Origin of the sequence: Nonlabens agnitus, from assembly GCF_002994045.1 — a bacterium.
Lineage (GTDB): Bacteria > Bacteroidota > Bacteroidia > Flavobacteriales > Flavobacteriaceae > Nonlabens > Nonlabens agnitus.
The window spans coordinates 551,090-567,358 of record NZ_MQUC01000003.1 but is presented as its reverse complement, the minus strand read 5'-3'; the positions used below and the strand labels follow the sequence as shown (position 1 = coordinate 567,358).

General features: G+C 41.2%; 16 protein-coding genes. 3 read left to right on the top strand and 13 right to left on the bottom strand.

Translation table 11 applies throughout. The annotated features are described in order from the left end of the window. Positions 1-2 precede the first annotated feature (2 nt). Genes BST86_RS02785 through BST86_RS02760 form a run of 6 tightly spaced genes read right to left on the bottom strand, consistent with a single transcriptional unit; the run spans position 3 to position 6,416 of the window. Positions 3-1,337, bottom strand: coding sequence for a DUF58 domain-containing protein (locus BST86_RS02785; RefSeq protein ID WP_105981926.1), 1,335 nt, complete (start codon positions 1,335-1,337; stop codon positions 3-5). Continuing rightward, positions 1,337-2,458, bottom strand: a complete 1,122-nt coding sequence (locus BST86_RS02780; protein WP_105981925.1) for an AAA family ATPase — start codon at positions 2,456-2,458, stop codon at positions 1,337-1,339. The genes BST86_RS02785 and BST86_RS02780 overlap by 1 nt, the downstream gene beginning before the upstream one ends. After that, positions 2,458-3,777, bottom strand: a complete 1,320-nt coding sequence (locus tag BST86_RS02775; RefSeq protein WP_172443301.1) for a DUF4350 domain-containing protein — start codon at positions 3,775-3,777, stop codon at positions 2,458-2,460. The genes BST86_RS02780 and BST86_RS02775 overlap by 1 nt, the downstream gene beginning before the upstream one ends. Continuing rightward, complete coding sequence (locus BST86_RS02770; RefSeq protein WP_105981923.1) at positions 3,777-4,535, bottom strand: hypothetical protein; 759 nt, start codon at positions 4,533-4,535, stop codon at positions 3,777-3,779. The genes BST86_RS02775 and BST86_RS02770 overlap by 1 nt, the downstream gene beginning before the upstream one ends. Continuing rightward, positions 4,532-5,467, bottom strand: a complete 936-nt coding sequence (locus BST86_RS02765) for a hypothetical protein (protein WP_105981922.1) — start codon at positions 5,465-5,467, stop codon at positions 4,532-4,534. Before BST86_RS02765 ends, BST86_RS02770 begins: the two co-directional genes overlap by 4 nt. Then, positions 5,445-6,416 carry a stage II sporulation protein M gene (locus tag BST86_RS02760; protein WP_105981921.1) on the bottom strand — a complete coding sequence of 324 codons (972 nt, stop codon included), beginning with the start codon at positions 6,414-6,416 and terminating at the stop codon, positions 5,445-5,447. The genes BST86_RS02765 and BST86_RS02760 overlap by 23 nt, the downstream gene beginning before the upstream one ends. Positions 6,417-6,454: 38 nt before the next feature. On the opposite strand from BST86_RS02760, the gene BST86_RS02755 reads away from it, so the two are divergent. Together BST86_RS02755 and BST86_RS02750 are read left to right on the top strand one after the other, a co-directional pair. After that, entirely contained in the window at positions 6,455-7,186 is a 732-nt protein-coding gene (locus BST86_RS02755) for an RDD family protein (RefSeq protein WP_105981920.1), read from the top strand. Continuing rightward, positions 7,187-7,819 carry a trimeric intracellular cation channel family protein gene (locus tag BST86_RS02750; RefSeq protein WP_105981919.1) on the top strand — a complete coding sequence of 211 codons (633 nt, stop codon included), beginning with the start codon at positions 7,187-7,189 and terminating at the stop codon, positions 7,817-7,819. Positions 7,820-7,892: 73 nt separating this feature from the next. Here the strand turns inward: BST86_RS02750 and BST86_RS02745 are convergent, their stop codons facing one another. The 6 genes from BST86_RS02745 to BST86_RS02720 form a co-directional block, all read right to left on the bottom strand. Then, positions 7,893-8,255, bottom strand: coding sequence for a dihydroorotase (locus tag BST86_RS02745; RefSeq protein ID WP_105981918.1), 363 nt, complete (start codon positions 8,253-8,255; stop codon positions 7,893-7,895). A gap of 196 nt (positions 8,256-8,451) precedes the next feature. After that, positions 8,452-9,321 carry a rhomboid family intramembrane serine protease gene (locus BST86_RS02740; protein WP_105981917.1) on the bottom strand — a complete coding sequence of 290 codons (870 nt, stop codon included), beginning with the start codon at positions 9,319-9,321 and terminating at the stop codon, positions 8,452-8,454. Further along, the gene (locus BST86_RS02735; protein ID WP_105981916.1) at positions 9,321-10,013 is read right to left on the bottom strand and encodes a rhomboid family intramembrane serine protease; all 693 of its coding nucleotides are present in this window, start codon (positions 10,011-10,013) and stop codon (positions 9,321-9,323) included. The genes BST86_RS02740 and BST86_RS02735 overlap by 1 nt, the downstream gene beginning before the upstream one ends. Positions 10,014-10,016: 3 nt before the next feature. Beyond that, the gene (gene mutL / locus BST86_RS02730) at positions 10,017-11,876 is read right to left on the bottom strand and encodes a DNA mismatch repair endonuclease MutL (RefSeq protein WP_105981915.1); all 1,860 of its coding nucleotides are present in this window, start codon (positions 11,874-11,876) and stop codon (positions 10,017-10,019) included. Between the two features lie 8 nt (positions 11,877-11,884). Beyond that, positions 11,885-12,169, bottom strand: coding sequence for a riboflavin synthase subunit beta (locus BST86_RS02725; protein ID WP_105981914.1), 285 nt, complete (start codon positions 12,167-12,169; stop codon positions 11,885-11,887). 81 nt (positions 12,170-12,250) lie between these two features. Continuing rightward, positions 12,251-13,870: an ABC-F family ATP-binding cassette domain-containing protein gene (locus tag BST86_RS02720; protein WP_105981913.1), complete on the bottom strand. Its 1,620-nt coding sequence runs from the start codon at positions 13,868-13,870 to the stop codon at positions 12,251-12,253. A gap of 147 nt (positions 13,871-14,017) precedes the next feature. On the opposite strand from BST86_RS02720, the gene BST86_RS02715 reads away from it, so the two are divergent. Beyond that, a complete protein-coding gene (locus BST86_RS02715) occupies positions 14,018-15,466 on the top strand; it encodes a TlpA family protein disulfide reductase (RefSeq protein WP_105981912.1) in 1,449 nt (482 codons plus the stop codon). Between the two features lie 141 nt (positions 15,467-15,607). On the opposite strand, the gene fsa is transcribed toward BST86_RS02715, so the two are convergent. Then, the gene (gene fsa, locus BST86_RS02710) at positions 15,608-16,264 is read right to left on the bottom strand and encodes a fructose-6-phosphate aldolase (RefSeq protein WP_105981911.1); all 657 of its coding nucleotides are present in this window, start codon (positions 16,262-16,264) and stop codon (positions 15,608-15,610) included. Positions 16,265-16,269: the final 5 nt, after the last annotated feature.

Here is a 16,269-nt window from a genome sequence, read left to right as displayed (position 1 = left end):
TACTACAACAATCCTCTTGCCTTAATTTCTAGATATTTATTGATGGTATTGACGGTAAGTTCTTGTGGCTTTGTCAATATCGTTTGAATCCCAAATTTATTAAGCTCATTAACGATGAGCTTTTTTTCGTAAGCAAACTTCTCTGCGATCGTTTTAGTAAAAATCTCTTGGGTCGTTTCCGCTTTTTCCTTCAACATGATGGACAGTTCTGTGTTTTCAAAAAAGATCACCACAAGCAAGTGGTTCTTTGCAATCGCCTGCAAATAGGGTAATTGACGGTGTAAAGCATCTAGCGTTTCAAAATTGGTGTAGAGCAACAATAAACTGCGCTGTGTAATTTTTCGCTTGATGTCAATGTAGAGACGTGAGAAATCGCTTTCGCGAAAGTCGGTATCCAAGTTGTACAAGGTCTCTAAAATCAAATTCATTTGTGACGATCTCTTTTGCGCCATCACTTGATTATAAACCCTACTAGAAAAACTAAACATTCCAGCCTTATCGCCTTTTTTAAGGGCAATGTTAGAAATCACCAAAGTTGCATTAATCGCATAGTCGACCAACTTCAACTCTTCAAAAGGCATCTTCATCACCCTACCTTTATCAATCACACTATACACAGGTTGCGACTTCTCATCTTGGAATTGATTGATCATTAATTGGTTGCGCTTAGCCGTCGCCTTCCAGTTGATATTACGCACATCATCACCCAGTATATAGTCCTTGATTTGTTCAAACTCCATCGTGTGGCCTATGCGGCGTATCTTCTTCATTCCATAATCCTTGAGCTTGTTGGTGAACGCCATCAACTCGTATTTGCGCATTTGCAAAAAGGATGGATAATTGGGTACCATGGCATCATGGTCAAAAATGTACTTGCGCCAGATCAAACCTATTCCAGACTTAACGAAAACATTTAGGGATCCAAAGTAAAACTCACCACGCTCAGTAGGTCTAGCCGTGTACATCATAGTTTGTATGGCTCCAGACTGGAGTTCTGTTTCAATTTTGAAATCTCGCTTTTGAAATTGAATAGGCAATTCATCAATAATGCGCAGATACGTCTTAAAACCATATTGGTTTTGGGCCTTTACCTCAACTGGGTTCTCATCACCATTAGAGAACTTGTCTGGTAAAATCCTGCTGGCTTTAATGCCTTTACTCTTGCCGTAAATCAGTATGAGGTCTACTACGAGAAGACCAATTAATATAAAAAAGCCTATAACTAGATAGTCAATGAGTCGTTCAAAGAAGAACGACACAATGAATAGCACAATTAAGGCAAGTAATACCTGGAAAAATCGTTTGCTTAAGAATAGGGCTTTATAGATGTTCTTCACTATCGCGGTATCTCGATGGTTTCTAAAATTTGAGCAACGGATCGATCTGCCGTGAATCCTTCCATTTCACGTTCTGGAGTAAGAATAATGCGGTGTCTCATTACCGCCTTGGCGATGTATTTCACATCGTCCGGAGTAACAAAATCACGTCCCATGATAGCTGCATACGCTTTAGAGCCATTCATAATGGCTATAGAAGCTCTAGGTGAAGCTCCTAGGTAAAGGTTGGCGTTGTTACGCGTGTTTAATACGATCTCTGCAATGTACTTGATCAAATTGTCCTCAACCACAATACCTTTCACCGTTTCTTGATGCTTTACAATCTGTGCAGCGCTCATGATGCCTTCAATCATGGATTCTGGATCTGAGTTTTTGCGGTTATGGTTGCCTTCCAATATTTTGATTTCTTCTTCCAGATTAGGGTATGAAACATTGATCTTGAATAGGAATCGATCCAGCTGCGCTTCTGGCAATCTATAGGTTCCTTCTTGTTCCACTGGGTTTTGAGTGGCAAAAACCAAAAACGGTTTCTCCATCACATACTCCTTACCATCAATAGTGACCTGTCGCTCTGCCATCGCTTCAAAAAGTGCGGCTTGTGTTTTAGCTGGAGCACGGTTGATCTCGTCTATCAAAATGATATTAGAGAATATAGGACCTTGCTTGAACTCAAATTCATTGTTTTTCATGGAAAAAACTGAAGTTCCCAGAATATCACTAGGCATCAAATCTGGAGTGAATTGAATTCTTGAGAATCCTACCTGCATGGTTTTGGCCAGTAACTTTGCAGTCACGGTCTTGGCAACACCAGGAACTCCTTCAATAAGCGAGTGACCGTTTGCAAGTATGGAGACGATCAACAAATCGATCATTTCTTCTTGACCTATAATCACCTTGCGCAGCTCTTCTTTAATCGTTGCTACAGCGCTGGACAATTCTGTGAGGTCAACACGACTGCTAAACTTTAGATCGTCGCTATTGGTATCGTCTGTAGCAGGTGTTTCCACAGCAGGTGTTTCTTGTGAGACTTCACCTTCTGGCTGGTGCACATGCTGCTTTTGCGCTGGCTCTGGAAGATTCTGGTTGTGATCTTCTGGTGTTGGGTTGTTATTCTCTTCCATTATTTATTGTCTTTAAAAAACGCGTCAATAAGTTTATTAAGTTGTTTCAGTTCGTATTGATTGTGCAAAGGCTTTGCCCTAAGTGTATTGATGTATTGAATGAGCTCTTGCGTCTGGTTTAACGGTCTAGCCGCTTTTGCCGATAACCTTTTAATAAAAGCCTCATCCAGCTTTTCAGTATTCATGTAATAATTACTGCGCACGCGTTCTAAGAAGAATGTAATCTTCTTGTCCACAATGCTGGTGTAGTCACCACTTTGATAGTAAAGATTACCTATGGTCTTTGTAAATTCAACTGTGGCATTTTCAAGCGGCTTGATCACGGGAACGATGCGCTGCTCGCGTTTACTTACAAAAATCATATAAAGCAAAATTCCAGCAATGGCCAGGTAATAGGCCCATCTCAGTGAGGCTTGAGATAAAATGAATCGCAACGGCGACGTGACCACTCGCCTTCCCGATTTCCCATAATCATCAAAGTAAATCTTGTCGTTTTTGAGATAGGACAAAGACTCTGCAACATATTGCTGCTTGCCATTAAGCATATAATAATTACTATAGGCAACAGGACTCAAGTTATAATAAATGGCGCCATCGCCTACCGTGACTTCGACAAAATTGACTTGAGGTGTTTTTCTTGTTTTGATCTCCATCGCCTTCATGGCCTTGAAACTATCCGGATCTTTATCGATGATGTTGTCCAGATCTTCTTCGTCATTCTCGTTTTCAAACATCGATTCCAGATAATTACCTTCTGGGTTAAAAGCAAGAACCTCGCCCAGCACCTTAGTGCGCAAGGTATCGTAACGTTCAAAATAGCGATAGCTGCCTTCTCGATGATACACATAACTGCGATCCTTAAAAGCCTTATTTGTCAATCGAGTTCTAATGGTGTCATTACTGGTATCCATATAATAACTACTGGAACTGGTCTCTAATCCTAAGGTGTCTGCCAAGGAACCATAAGCGCTGGAACTGGAAATAAACACTTTATTGCCGCGCGCCACAAAGTCCAGAAGATAATCAGTTTCAGTGGCGTCAAACTCCAGGTAGTTGTTCAAAAAGATGTAGGTCGCACCGGTCTCATCTTCATGCTCTCGCAAGAAATCAAGAGGCACTTGATCAACACTTTGTACCTGTGCACCTTCAAATATCTCATCAAGATTGTCGTACAAAACAAACGCACCCAACGGGATCTTATCACCGCTGGTGTAGCTGGGTCGCCAGTTGACCGGTTTGGGACGTCTGCTCTCAACCACAAAAAGGCCCACGAGAATGGCGCCCAGAACGAATAATATGATTTTTGATCGCTTATCCATCAGGCGGCTTTTTTGTTGAGAAGTTCAAATTGTTGTTTCGCTTTCGCGAAAGCGAACTCATCAATGGCAAATTCTCCGTACCAAACGTAGTCGTACAGATAAGAAACCTTCTGGAACTGATCCTTTAACGCGGCATCCTTGATCTCTCGATAGTAGTCACCGTTGGTTTTCTGGAAATCCCATTCAATCTTTCCAGCAGCACTAAGCTTCTTGAGTGAATTAAGATATAAATACCTTATAGCATTGCGATAATTGCCATTTGCGATGGCCTCGTTTATGAATTTGTTGAGGTCCAGTTCTTCAATATGGGTTTCCTCAATCTTGATTTGATTTCTGGTCTCGCCGCCACGTGCTCTGATTCCAGAGGCTTTCTCGCCCGTCAAGAGTCGCACAAGCAGATAAATGGCAATGCCTCCAAAAATGGCATACACGGTCCATTTGATGACGATAGCCCAGAATGGACTGATGTCGATACCAAACCAACTGCCCAGCTTCTTGAAGAACCAGTCAAAGAAGTCGGTCAAAAAATTGTCGGCTTCTTGAGTGGTGTCCTCATAATCAAACTCTGGTCCCGAATATTTTTCGTTTAGATTTTCTGGAAACTCGTTGACTTCAATCACGCGGTCGTCGTAATCACGGCCTAGCGTATCTGTGATTTGCCGCGGTCGCTGTTCAATTTCAGGAACGAGATCTTGAAGGTTCTGCGCTTTCGCGAAAGCGAACACCAGCATAAATATAAAACAGAATTTCAGCTTCATACTTGTGCACCAATGTTTTCAATGCGTGAACGCAAATAAATGTTGTGTTTGAACTCGTGCAGGTTGAAGTATAGAAAGGCGTTGATGACCTGTGAGATAAGCTGCATGAACATGATCATGATGCAGAATAATGTCACGATCAAAATGATCAAAATATGACTCAATGTACTATCAGCAAAGGCCTCGCCATTGTCAATCGCGTGAAACGTGATGATCCCAACAATGATGGCTGGACCTATTTGCAAAGCAAACAGACAGATTTGTACTAAAAAACCCAGAACAAAATTGACACCTATGGTTCTCCAAAAACCACTGAAAAGCAATTGCCACGCCTCGCCAAAAGCGTCAAAAACATTATGCTCTTCATTGTGTACATAACTAAAGATGGAGAGACTGATCCAAGCGTTGAATCCCAGTCCTATGATTAGGGAAACAATCGTTCCCAGGACCGGTATAAAGGCGAGAACAATTTGTGCTATGAAATAGATAAAATACAGAACTACGGCGCACAGCGCTAGTAGCAGAACGCCCCAAAAAACTCTTTTGGCTTTGCTCCACACAAGTTTTTTGGGCAGATTGTTCCTTTTTTCGGTTTCGTATAAGGATAGATAGCTGCTTGATATGGCATAGTTGAAAATGCTGGCCAGCGCGATCAAGAATATCAAGAACATGATGGAGAGCCCGATAATAATTGACGCGGAATCTGTATTGCCATAGTTGTTACCTAGAATCACACCGCTTTCCATGACCATGTACTCTACAATTCCTGTTACCAGAAAATACACGCTTATTAAAAACAGGATGAAGAAAATCCCGTTGTAACCTATAAATACATTGATCAGCCCTTTGATGTTGCCTTTCATAAAATTGAAAAAAGCCGTGATGATGCCACCAAAATCTCGGCGCAATCTAGGCTCTATGTAATCGCTCATATTGTTTCTTAAGATATTGAGGATACACAATGTAGTATCCTATAATTATCGCGGCACTTACCGCAACGATAAAGTATTTGATGATCGCAGGCATGAAGGCGTATCTGGTCACGAAACCTTCTATAAAACCTGCCACGATGAATAAAGGTACCGTACTGATCACGACCTTGATACCGTTCTTTGCACCACGCACAAAGGACACGCGCCTCGCATAGGTTTTAGGAAACAAAATGGCGTTCCCCATAATCATTCCTGCAGCACCACAAATCACAATAACCGAAAGTTCTATAGTACCATGCAGCATAATAACGCTCCAAGATTCAATCCCAACATTTTCCAGCGCAAACATGGCAAAGAAAGTTCCCACCATGACTCCGTTAGAAAATAGGATATATCCTGCACCAATAGAGGTGAGCAATCCAGCAGCAAAACACAACATTCCAACCCTAACGTTATTGATGGTTATGGCGAGAAACATTCCCAGCGCACCATCTTCTTGATAAACACCTGTAGGATTGCCATCCTTGATATTTTCTAGCGTCATATTTACATAGGAATCTCCCAAAATAAGCCTGGTAAAGGAATCATCGTTATAAGTACTTATGGCACCTATAGCAACGGCTACCATAAAGATCAAGAACGCATATAACATCGTGATCTGATGCTCTGCAAAAAACAGGGGAAATTCGGTTTTAAAAAATTTAATGATCTTGTTTCCCTTTTCCTTCTTATTGACGTAAATCTTTTGATGAGCCTGACTTGCCAGTGAGTTAAGGTATAGCAACGTCTTGCTTTCTTGGTAATAAGTTTGGGCAAAAGAAAGATCGTTAGTCAACTGAATATATAGACTAGCCAGCCTGTCGGCATTTATATTTGAATTAGCATCCAGAGCCTTTTCAAATGCCATCCATTTTTCTTTATTTTGCTTGACAAAAGCCGCCTCGCGCATTCTGTGAATTTTGGCTAAAGATAAACACTAAAAATCCCATGTCAAACACTTCTATCAATACAGCGCAGAATGTAAATATCAACTACCATATTTCTAGTTTGGGTTATCGCATTACTGGAGTTTTGGTAGATCTGGTGATCATGTTTGTGTACATCATCATTCTAGGTTACATAGAGGATGGAATGAGTAATCTCTTTGACAATTTTACCACCTTTGGGTTGAGTCAATTGATGTTCCTACCAGTGGCTTTTTACTCGCTTTTCTTCAATATTGTATTTAACGGTAGGACGCCAGGGAAATTTGTGGTTGGAACCAAAGTGGTGAAAATCGATGGCTCGCCAGCTACCTGGAGCGATTACCTCATCTCGTGGATGCTTAGACTGGTCGACATTTGGATAACCGCTCCAACCTTTGGTGGAGTTGGAATTCTAGCCATCATTTTCAGTGATAAAAACCAGCGATTGGGTGATATGGCATCAGACACGATTGTGATTGACACCCGTAAGAAAACCAAAATAAGCCACACCATTCTTGAAGATGTCAAGGAAGATTACGAGCCCACATTTTTGACGGTCAACATGCTCACCGACAAGGACGTCAACGAGATTAAGGAAATTTACAGACTGGCTGGAGAAAGTCGCGATTATGAAACCTTAAAGATGCTACGCATCAAGGTGGAGCAATTGCTACAGGTAAACTCTGACCTGCGCGACGGTATTTTTGTACGCACCGTACTCAAGGATTACTCCTATTTAACACAAGGCAACTAGATGGATTTTATTGAGATTATTGATTTGATGGGAACCATTGCGTTTGCCATCTCTGGAGCTCTTGCGGCCTTTGCTAAAAAGCTGGATCCGTTTGGTATTATTATCATCGCATTTGTCACAGCAGCTGGTGGCGGTACCTTGCGCGATATTTTGATAGGCGTACGACCAGTGAGCTGGATGCTCAATATGGATCTGGTGTACACCATTCTCATCTGTGTACTGATCACATTTATTTTTAGAAGATGGTTGTTGACATTGCGTAAAACTCTCTTCCTATTTGATACGATCGGTATTGGACTTTATACGGTAGTTGGGATAGAAATGGGACTTACCGCTGGACTGCATCCTGTGATTTGTATCACTTTAGGATGTATCACGGCTTGTTTTGGAGGTGTGATACGTGACATTCTTGTAAATGAAATTCCAGTGATATTCAGAAAGAATATTTACGCCACAGCCTGTATCGCTGGTGGTTTGGTTTACTTTTTACTGGCCAAACTCAATCTACTAGAAAATTGGGCCTTTATCATCTCAGGATTAACCGTGATTACCATCAGATTTTTTGCGGTGATTTTTGAATGGCAGCTGCCCAGCTTTTATCAAACAGGTAAAGAAGATCCTACCGTTTTCTGATGGGTTGATAACACCGGTGTCCTGCCTGACCGGCAGGCAGGCGCGAAAGCGGACTCCATTCTGACTTACGGCATTAAATTCTGACCAACTCGCCTCGTTCCAAAGCCTTTTCCATATCTACTTTTAGATATTTATGACTGTTGAAGAATTTACCTCTTGAGGTTCTTTTGATCGTGGCGATAACAGTTCCATCCTCTTTTTTATCAACGGAATGTATTTCCACTTCCTCATTAACAACACGATCGTAACTAAAGATGCCGCCTTTTTTGATTATGAAGTTAGCTTTGGGGAATTGTATGGCTTCATAGTCGTTGCTGTCAACCTGTGCAATTTTGAATGTATCGCCTTTTTTAAATGAAGGATTAGTGTCCTGAGCCACAGTATAATTACTAAATAACACCAGTGATATTACTACAGAAAAAAATAGATTCTTCATTATAAAGATGTTTTAAGTTTAATAATCGCAAAATAGGCATTATATAAAAATGAAATTATTAAATGTTTCAAAAATTGATGGGTGTTAAACTACTACCATTCAGTCTATTTGAATGTAAATAAAGTAATGATACCTTAAAAAAGTAATAAGCGGAGTCTCCTAACTAATGTTGAAATTCAGACTGTTTTAAAATGAATTAATCCTTACCAGCCTGGAACAAGAAATCCTTTTCTTCACGGCTTAAACATTCATAACCACTAGCAGATATTTTATCTAGAATAGCGTCCACTCTTTTTTGATGGTCGCTCGCCGATTTTTTGGGCGTTGAAGTTTTGTTAGTGTTTCGGTACACCGTTTTCATATTGCGGTTCGTTTTGGCAGACTTAGGTTTTGGTTTGAATAAGTTGACCATACTATCACCGAATCCTGCAAAGCCTTCCAGAATATCAATACCTGCCTTCATACGTGTTGCTGAATAATAACCTACGGCAGCACCAGCAAGGTGTGCCACACTACCACCAGCGTTATTGTTGGTCAAAATAGCAATGATATCAAAGACAATCAATGCAATGGCTAAGTACTTCAGTTTTACGTTCAAGATGAAGAACAATCTCACCTGTGTCTCTGGCATATAACTACAGATAAAGAACAACGTAGCATAAACTCCAGCACTAGCTCCTACCAGGACATTATTTGAAAAGAAACCTACAAAGAGCTCACTAACAAGCGTAAATACCAAGCCACCTGCAACAATACCCGTAAAAAACAGTGTCAAAAATTGCCGACCACTGAATAGATTGAGCATCATTTGACCCGTGAAATAGAGCACCAACATGTTGATCAACAAATGAAAGATTCCGCCGTGTAAGAACCCATAAGTCAACCAAGACCATGGTTGCAGTATTGCAGGAACAAATCGTGAAGGCAAGGCAAACCAGGCCGTAATTGGTGGATAGATAAGTCCTAAGAGCCAAAATAACAAAGTAGTGATACTTATAACCGCTACCAACTTACCACTCACATTGAGCGTTGCGTATTTCAGTTTTATGTTATCTACAAAATCCATTAGTCTATTCTATAACCGTCCATGTCGTTGCGCTTCCAGTACCACACCATGATAAACCCAAAGATGGCACCACCTAAATGCGCTGCATGACCTACGTTATCTTGTAGTCGTAAAATACCAAAGGTGCTTAAGGTCTCATACAATACGTAAGCGCCTATCAACCACTTTGCCTTAATCTGAAAAGGGATAAATAATATTTGAAACGGCATATTGGGATAGAGATAAGCAAATCCTGCCATTAACCCAAAGATACAACCACTAGCACCTACCATGGGAACAGCAAGACTGGTTCTCGTAAAAATCGCCTGACTTATCTCAGCCTCACTAGCACCTTGGGATGAAAGTTCACTCACATAACCTAGATACTGAAAATAGTCAATTCCAGTGGTAAGCAGATACGCTCCTATACCACAGGCCAAATAAAAGAAAATGAACCTATTGCTTCCCATCCAGCGCTCCAGTAGAGGGCCAAAAAGCAGTAACGCGTACATATTGAACAAAATATGCATGAAGCTAGAAAAATCGTGCATGAACATGTGTGTAAACACTTGCCATACCTGGAACTTAGGATTCATAAAGAACCATAAACTCAAATCGTCATATAATGCCGGTGCAATAAAAACCGTACCTATATAGATCGCGATATTCAGGATAATGATATTCTTGACTACTGGTGTCAGGTTATTGAACATATACTAGTTAAATTTTGAATTAAGGTGATCGCCCGTCAGATTGATAAAAACTTTCTTTCTTTGAGCGGTTAGCTCTGGTTCCTTGCAGGCAAACAATTCATCAATCAACTGTTCCATTTGTTTTTTGTTGAGAGCATCACCCGTTTTTATGGCAATTTTTGAAGCCATTCTAGAGGCCAGTCGGTCAACATGGGAAAAACTACCGTCTGGTAATTCTTCTTGCTGGAATGCAATTATGGAATCCAACAATGGCTCTACATCAGTTTCCTTCAAATCTAACGGTAAACCTTCTATTTCAATGTTGGCGTTTTCCAAATTTTTAAAAAGAAACCCAACACTCTCGAGCTCGGTTTGCAGCTGTTTCAGGATCGTGACCTCTTCTTGTGGCCGATTGATGGAAATAGGAAACAGCAATTGCTGGCTCACACCGTTCTGTACGGTAAGTTGACGTAACAATTGCTCATACAGGATACGCTCGTGCGCACGGTTCTGATTGATGACTAGCAATCCACTTTGTAGCGTGCTTATAATGAACTTGCGCTGCAGCTGGAAAATATTGGTGTCGTTTGTGGCTTCTTCTGGAGAGAAGAGTGATTGTTCCGCTTTCGCGCCTGCCTGCTGGTCAGGCAGGAAAGCGAGATTCTCATCAGTCATCGTGGAATCTTCATCCAGTCCAGCATATAAAGATTCCCATGCAGGCGACTTTTCTGGTCGATAACCGTTCGATTTTTGGGTGTTGCTCGACCTGGAATCAGTTTGCTTGAACGGATTGAAGTCTGGATCTACCTCAATGCGTGGTGCACTGGCGGCACTTCTCGCCTTTTCGTATGGCAAATCAAGCTCGGTATCCTTTTGGAAATCAATGGAGTCAATACTAAATTGTCCCAAGGCATGCTTTACACTGGCACGAATAATGGCATAGATGCTGTGCTCATCCTCAAACTTGACTTCGGTTTTTGTGGGATGAATGTTAATATCGATACTGTCTGGCGGCACATCCAGATATATAAAATAACTGGGGTTTGCCTTATCTGGCAGTAAACCTTCAAAAGCACTGACCACGGCATGATGCAGATAGGAATGTTTAATGAACCTATCGTTAGCAAAAAAGTATTGTAGGCCTTTTGTTTTACGAGCAAATTCTGGTTTGCCTATGTAGCCATGGATGGAAAGCAGTTCTGTTTCTTCTTTGAGCGGTACGAGCTTGTCATCCACTCTGGAACCCATGATGTTGACGATGCGGTGCCTGTAAGAACCTGCTGGCAGATTGAACAACTCACTGTCGTTGTTGATAAATTTGAAGGCAATTTGTGGATGCGCCATGGCGACGCGATGGAACTCATTGGTAATGTTGCGTAGTTCCACACTGTCCGATTTCAGAAATTTACGTCTAGCGGGAACATTGTAAAAAAGGTTGCGCACACTTATCATGGTACCAGCTGGCGTTACGACCGGTTCCTGACCTGTAACTTTACTGCCTTCAATATCGAGTTGTGTGCCTAGGTCATCTTCCTCACGTCGGGTCTTGACACTCACGTGTGCGATCGCCGCAACTGATGCCAGTGCCTCACCTCTAAAACCTTTGGTAGCCAGTGCAAAAAGATCCTCAGCACTGCTAATTTTTGATGTAGCATGACGTTCAAACGCCATGCGGGCATCTGTTGTACTCATACCTTTACCGTCGTCGATCACTTGCACCAGCGTTTTTCCAGCGTCCTTAATGATTAGGGTAATCGCTTTCGCGGAAGCGTCAATAGCATTTTCCAACAACTCCTTGACCACACTGGCAGGACGTTGAACGACCTCGCCGGCCGCAATCTGGTTTGCTACATGATCTGGTAATAAACGTATGATGTCTGACATAAAGTCAATTAGAAACTAAAAATGGATAGGTCAAAGTCGATGAACCAGAGAAACAGAAGTATCAAAATGGCCGCAATGATATAAATGCGAGTGCGCGCCGTACGCTCAGTTCCTTCCTTATAATCGCGCATGGCATTATTGAACTTAGTCTTAAGGCCACGGTTATCGATGGTCGACCTGTAATCATCAAACTTATGCCTGATCTCAAACGGATTGCCATCCTTGTCCTCATTCTTGTAGTAACGAGGCTCGTAAGAATATTTTTTGTTTTTGCGACGTGATAGAACTCCCATAATCTGTGCTCTTTACAAATTTAATTACAAATCAATAGAGTCAGAACAAAGATGATGCCTATCTATCAACAACGATAGCCTTTAAGCGCCGTACATCTTGTTGCGCAACTCTTTGATATCCTTATTGTCCATGTAATCCTCAAAGGTAGAGTAACGGTCAATTGCACCTTTAGGAGTCAATTCAATCACACGGTTACCTACGGTTTGAGCAAACTGATGGTCGTGTGTGGTCAATAGAACGGTTCCCTTAAAATTACCCAAACTGTTGTTGAAGGCTTGAATGGATTCCAGGTCCAAGTGGTTGGTAGGCTCATCTACCATCAACACGTTAGCTCTCTTCATCATCATTCTAGATAGCATACAGCGCACCTTCTCACCACCAGAAAGTACTCTGGCACTTTTCAAGGCTTCTTCTCCAGAGAAAATCATTTTACCCAAGAATCCACGGAGGAATACTTCTTCACGTTCTTCCTCAGTCTGTGCGTATTGACGCAACCAGTCTACTAGATTCATGTCCACATCAAAAAACTCTGAGTTGTCCACTGGCAAATAACTTTGAGTAGTGGTCACACCCCAATCGTAAGTCCCAGCGTCTGCCTTGGTCTTACCGTTGATAATGTCATAGAATAAGGATGTTGCACGGCTGTCCTTAGAATATAGAATGACCTTATCGCCTTTGGCAAGATTAATATCTACATCCTTGAACAACACCTCACCGTCGATGGATCCAGCCAGTTTCTTCACGTTTAGGATCTGGTCACCTGCCTCGCGATCGCGTTCAAAAATGATGGCAGGATAACGTCTGGAAGAAGGCTTGATCTCTGCAATGTCCAGCTTTTCGATCATCTTTTTACGAGAAGTGGCTTGTTTGGACTTGGCGACGTTGGCGCTAAATCGAGCAATAAATTCTTGTAGTTCCTTTTTCTTTTCTTCGGCTTTTTTGTTGGCTTGTTGACGTTGTCTTGCCGCAAGCTGCGAGGACTCATACCAGAAGGTATAGTTACCACTGTATTGATTCACCTTACCGAAGTCAATATCTGCAATGTGCGTACATACCGCATCTAGAAAGTGACGGTCATGAGATACCACGATCACGGTATTTTCATAGTTGGCCAGAAAGTTCTCCAACCAGTTGATCGTTTCATAATCCAGGTCGTTGGTAGGCTCATCCATGATCAAAACATCAGGATTACCAAAAAGAGCCTGTGCCAAAAGCACGCGTACCTTCAATTTGTTATCCATGTCCTGCATGAGCGTGTAGTGATATTCCTCACCTATTCCCAGATTGGACAATAAAGAAGCTGCAGAACTGTCTGCATTCCAGCCATCCATTTCTTCAAATTTCACTTGAAGCTCGCCTATTTTCTCTGCGTTCTCGTCTGTATAATCAGCATAGAGCGCGTCGATTTCAGATTTTAATTTATAAAGTGGCTTGTTTCCTTTAAGAACGGTTTCCAGTACAGTATCCTCATCGTGTGCATTGTGATTCTGCTCCAGCACGCTCATACGTTTTCCTGCTTCCAGATGCACGTGACCGCTGGTAGGTTCCATCTTACCGGTCATGATCTTTAAAAAAGTGGATTTACCGGCACCGTTTGCACCAATAATACCGTAACAATTGCTACCGCCAAATTTTGCGTTGACCTCATCAAAAAGGACGCGTTTCCCAAATTGAACGGATAGATTTGAAACTGTTAGCATAGCATGATTTTTAAGGCTGCAAAAGTACTGATTTCCTACATATTATTATTTAAAACGCTACTCCTTATTTAACAGCCCATTAACTGCTGTAGTCGACGAGAACCTGTTTTTTTGTAACGCTCCCAAATAAAATGAAGAATTGTTCATATGATTAAGCTCTTTACGCTTTCGCGAAAGCGAACTTTTACCACAAGACTGCTTATTCTATCCATCATATGGATTCCATTTCTTTATTCCTGTGAAGAAGACACCAGCGGGACAACCTACATAAGCGGTAAAGTGGTCAATCCTGAAGTGTCGTATGTTGTCATCACCAATTATACGGATATTAGGGATACCTTACAGCTGGATAATAACGGTAATTTTGAAACCTCTTTTGAGGACTTAACATCTGGGTTGTACAGTATATCTTATCCTGGCGAGTATCAATCTTTTTACATTGTTCAAGGTGATAGTTTGGGAATGCGGGCCAACACTAAGGCTTTTGATGAGACTCTTGCTTTTACGGGTGCTCATTCAAAGGAAAATAATTTTCTCATCCAGTTATTCATTGACATAGAAAAGTCCAACATGAGGTTGCTCAAGTATAAAAATGAGTCTCCTAAAGTATTTTATAAAAACGTTCAAAATGTCAAAAAAGAACGACTTAAAAATTTAGACAACGCTGTTGCCAAATACAATTTTGAGGATCGGTTTGTTGATTTTGCTAAATTCATCATTAACCTCAATAGTTATTATGAATTAGAGCGTTACCCTATTCTCAATGATGGAAATCCCTATGAGGATGAAGGTGTCGTCTTCCCTGAGGAGTTTTTTGCGCACAGACAACGATTGGACCTCAATAAAACCAAGCTTCTTAATAATTATGCGTTCCGACCTTTCATGAACGCGATGGTGTCTAATATTGCCTTTAAAAAACTATCCATCAAGAATGACGATGATGTAGATCTCAATAGCTATTACTACAACAAGGAACGACTCGCCATAATTGACAGTACACTTACTGACGAGACCTTGAAGAATTACTTTGCAGCTAGTGAGATACGCAATTTTATAAGACGTCGCAAAAATGCCAAAGACATCAACTTGTTAGTCAATGATTTTTTGACTATTTCTACAGACCAACGGGTCAATGCAGAAATTGCTCAAATGGCATCTACTTACATCTCGCTAGATCCAGGACAACCGTTACCCAATTTTAAGTTGCGTGATATTGAGAATGAAACTGTCATGCTTAAGGAAGAAGTCAAGCATCTAACCGTTCTATATTATTGGTCGATACAGGATAAAAATTATGCCGTAGGTATTCACGAACAAGTGAAGGATTTGCAACTCAAGTACCCTGAAATAGAATTTATAGGAATCAACATTGATGACTTAGGCTATGACGAGTGGCAGGACGTGATTGCCCAAAATAACTTTAGAGATTCTCGTGAATTTCAAATCTCTGGAAGATCCTCTGTTGAGCGCCAGCTTGCCCTGCGCAACAGCAATCGTAGCATGGTGGTAGATCATGACCTCACCATTATCGACCCCAACATCAATTTATTTTACTACAGGATTGAAACTACCTTATTAGGATATATCAATCGTTAATATTAAGCTGAGTACTATTCCCAACTTTTACATGCGGACAGAGATGTGAATTCTCATTTGAATCCTTAGTTTTCACCACATAAAAAAGCCGAAACACATTGATGTGGTTCGGCTTTTTTAATTCAGAACTCTTTGTAAAAATTAAGAGTTTCCTTTTTTATAATCGGCTAGGAATTTTGCTAGACCTATGTCTGTCAATGGGTGCTTAAGCAATCCTTCTATAGAAGATAACGGTCCAGTCATGACGTCTGCACCTAACTTGGCACATTCTAAAATATGCATGGTGTGACGTACCGATGCTGCAAGAATCTCAGTTTCAAAACCGTAGTTGTCATAGATCAATCTGATCTCTGCAATAAGGTTCAAACCATCTGTACTGATATCATCCAGTCTACCGATAAATGGAGAAACGTAAGTTGCACCAGCCTTTGCGGCTAACAATGCCTGACCTGCACTAAATACTAAAGTACAGTTGGTCTTGATTCCTTTATCAGAAAAATACTTGATCGCTTTGATACCATCTTTAATCATAGGCACCTTTACCACGATCTGGCTGTTGAGCGCTGCAAGCTTCTCACCTTCTTCTACCATACCATTAAAGTCGGTCGAGATCACCTCTGCACTGACATCACCATCCACGATCTCGCAGATTTTCTTGTAGTGGTTGATAATGTTTTCTGCACCAGTGATGCCTTCCTTTGCCATCAAGCTAGGATTAGTGGTGACTCCATCCAGCACGCCTAAATCTTGCGCATCTGCAATTTGATCAAGGTTTGCGGTATCAATAAAGAATTTCATAAGAA

Bases quoted from the DNA above. Each gene is read 5' to 3' on its own strand.
- BST86_RS02780 (WP_105981925.1), bottom strand. From the start codon at position 2,458: ATGGAAGAGAATAACAACCCAACACCAGAAGATCACAACCAGAATCTT.
- BST86_RS02775 (WP_172443301.1), bottom strand. From the start codon at position 3,777: ATGGATAAGCGATCAAAAATCATATTATTCGTTCTGGGCGCCATTCTC.
- BST86_RS02770 (WP_105981923.1), bottom strand. From the start codon at position 4,535: ATGAAGCTGAAATTCTGTTTTATATTTATGCTGGTGTTCGCTTTCGCG.
- BST86_RS02765 (WP_105981922.1), bottom strand. From the start codon at position 5,467: ATGAGCGATTACATAGAGCCTAGATTGCGCCGAGATTTTGGTGGCATC.
- BST86_RS02760 (WP_105981921.1), bottom strand. From the start codon at position 6,416: ATGCGCGAGGCGGCTTTTGTCAAGCAAAATAAAGAAAAATGGATGGCA.
- BST86_RS02755 (WP_105981920.1), top strand. From the start codon at position 6,455: ATGTCAAACACTTCTATCAATACAGCGCAGAATGTAAATATCAACTAC.
- BST86_RS02750 (WP_105981919.1), top strand. From the start codon at position 7,187: ATGGATTTTATTGAGATTATTGATTTGATGGGAACCATTGCGTTTGCC.
- BST86_RS02745 (WP_105981918.1), bottom strand. From the start codon at position 8,255: ATGAAGAATCTATTTTTTTCTGTAGTAATATCACTGGTGTTATTTAGT.
- BST86_RS02740 (WP_105981917.1), bottom strand. From the start codon at position 9,321: ATGGATTTTGTAGATAACATAAAACTGAAATACGCAACGCTCAATGTG.
- BST86_RS02735 (WP_105981916.1), bottom strand. From the start codon at position 10,013: ATGTTCAATAACCTGACACCAGTAGTCAAGAATATCATTATCCTGAAT.
- mutL (WP_105981915.1), bottom strand. From the start codon at position 11,876: ATGTCAGACATCATACGTTTATTACCAGATCATGTAGCAAACCAGATT.
- BST86_RS02725 (WP_105981914.1), bottom strand. From the start codon at position 12,169: ATGGGAGTTCTATCACGTCGCAAAAACAAAAAATATTCTTACGAGCCT.
- BST86_RS02720 (WP_105981913.1), bottom strand. From the start codon at position 13,870: ATGCTAACAGTTTCAAATCTATCCGTTCAATTTGGGAAACGCGTCCTT.
- BST86_RS02715 (WP_105981912.1), top strand. From the start codon at position 14,018: ATGATTAAGCTCTTTACGCTTTCGCGAAAGCGAACTTTTACCACAAGA.
- fsa (WP_105981911.1), bottom strand. From the start codon at position 16,264: ATGAAATTCTTTATTGATACCGCAAACCTTGATCAAATTGCAGATGCG.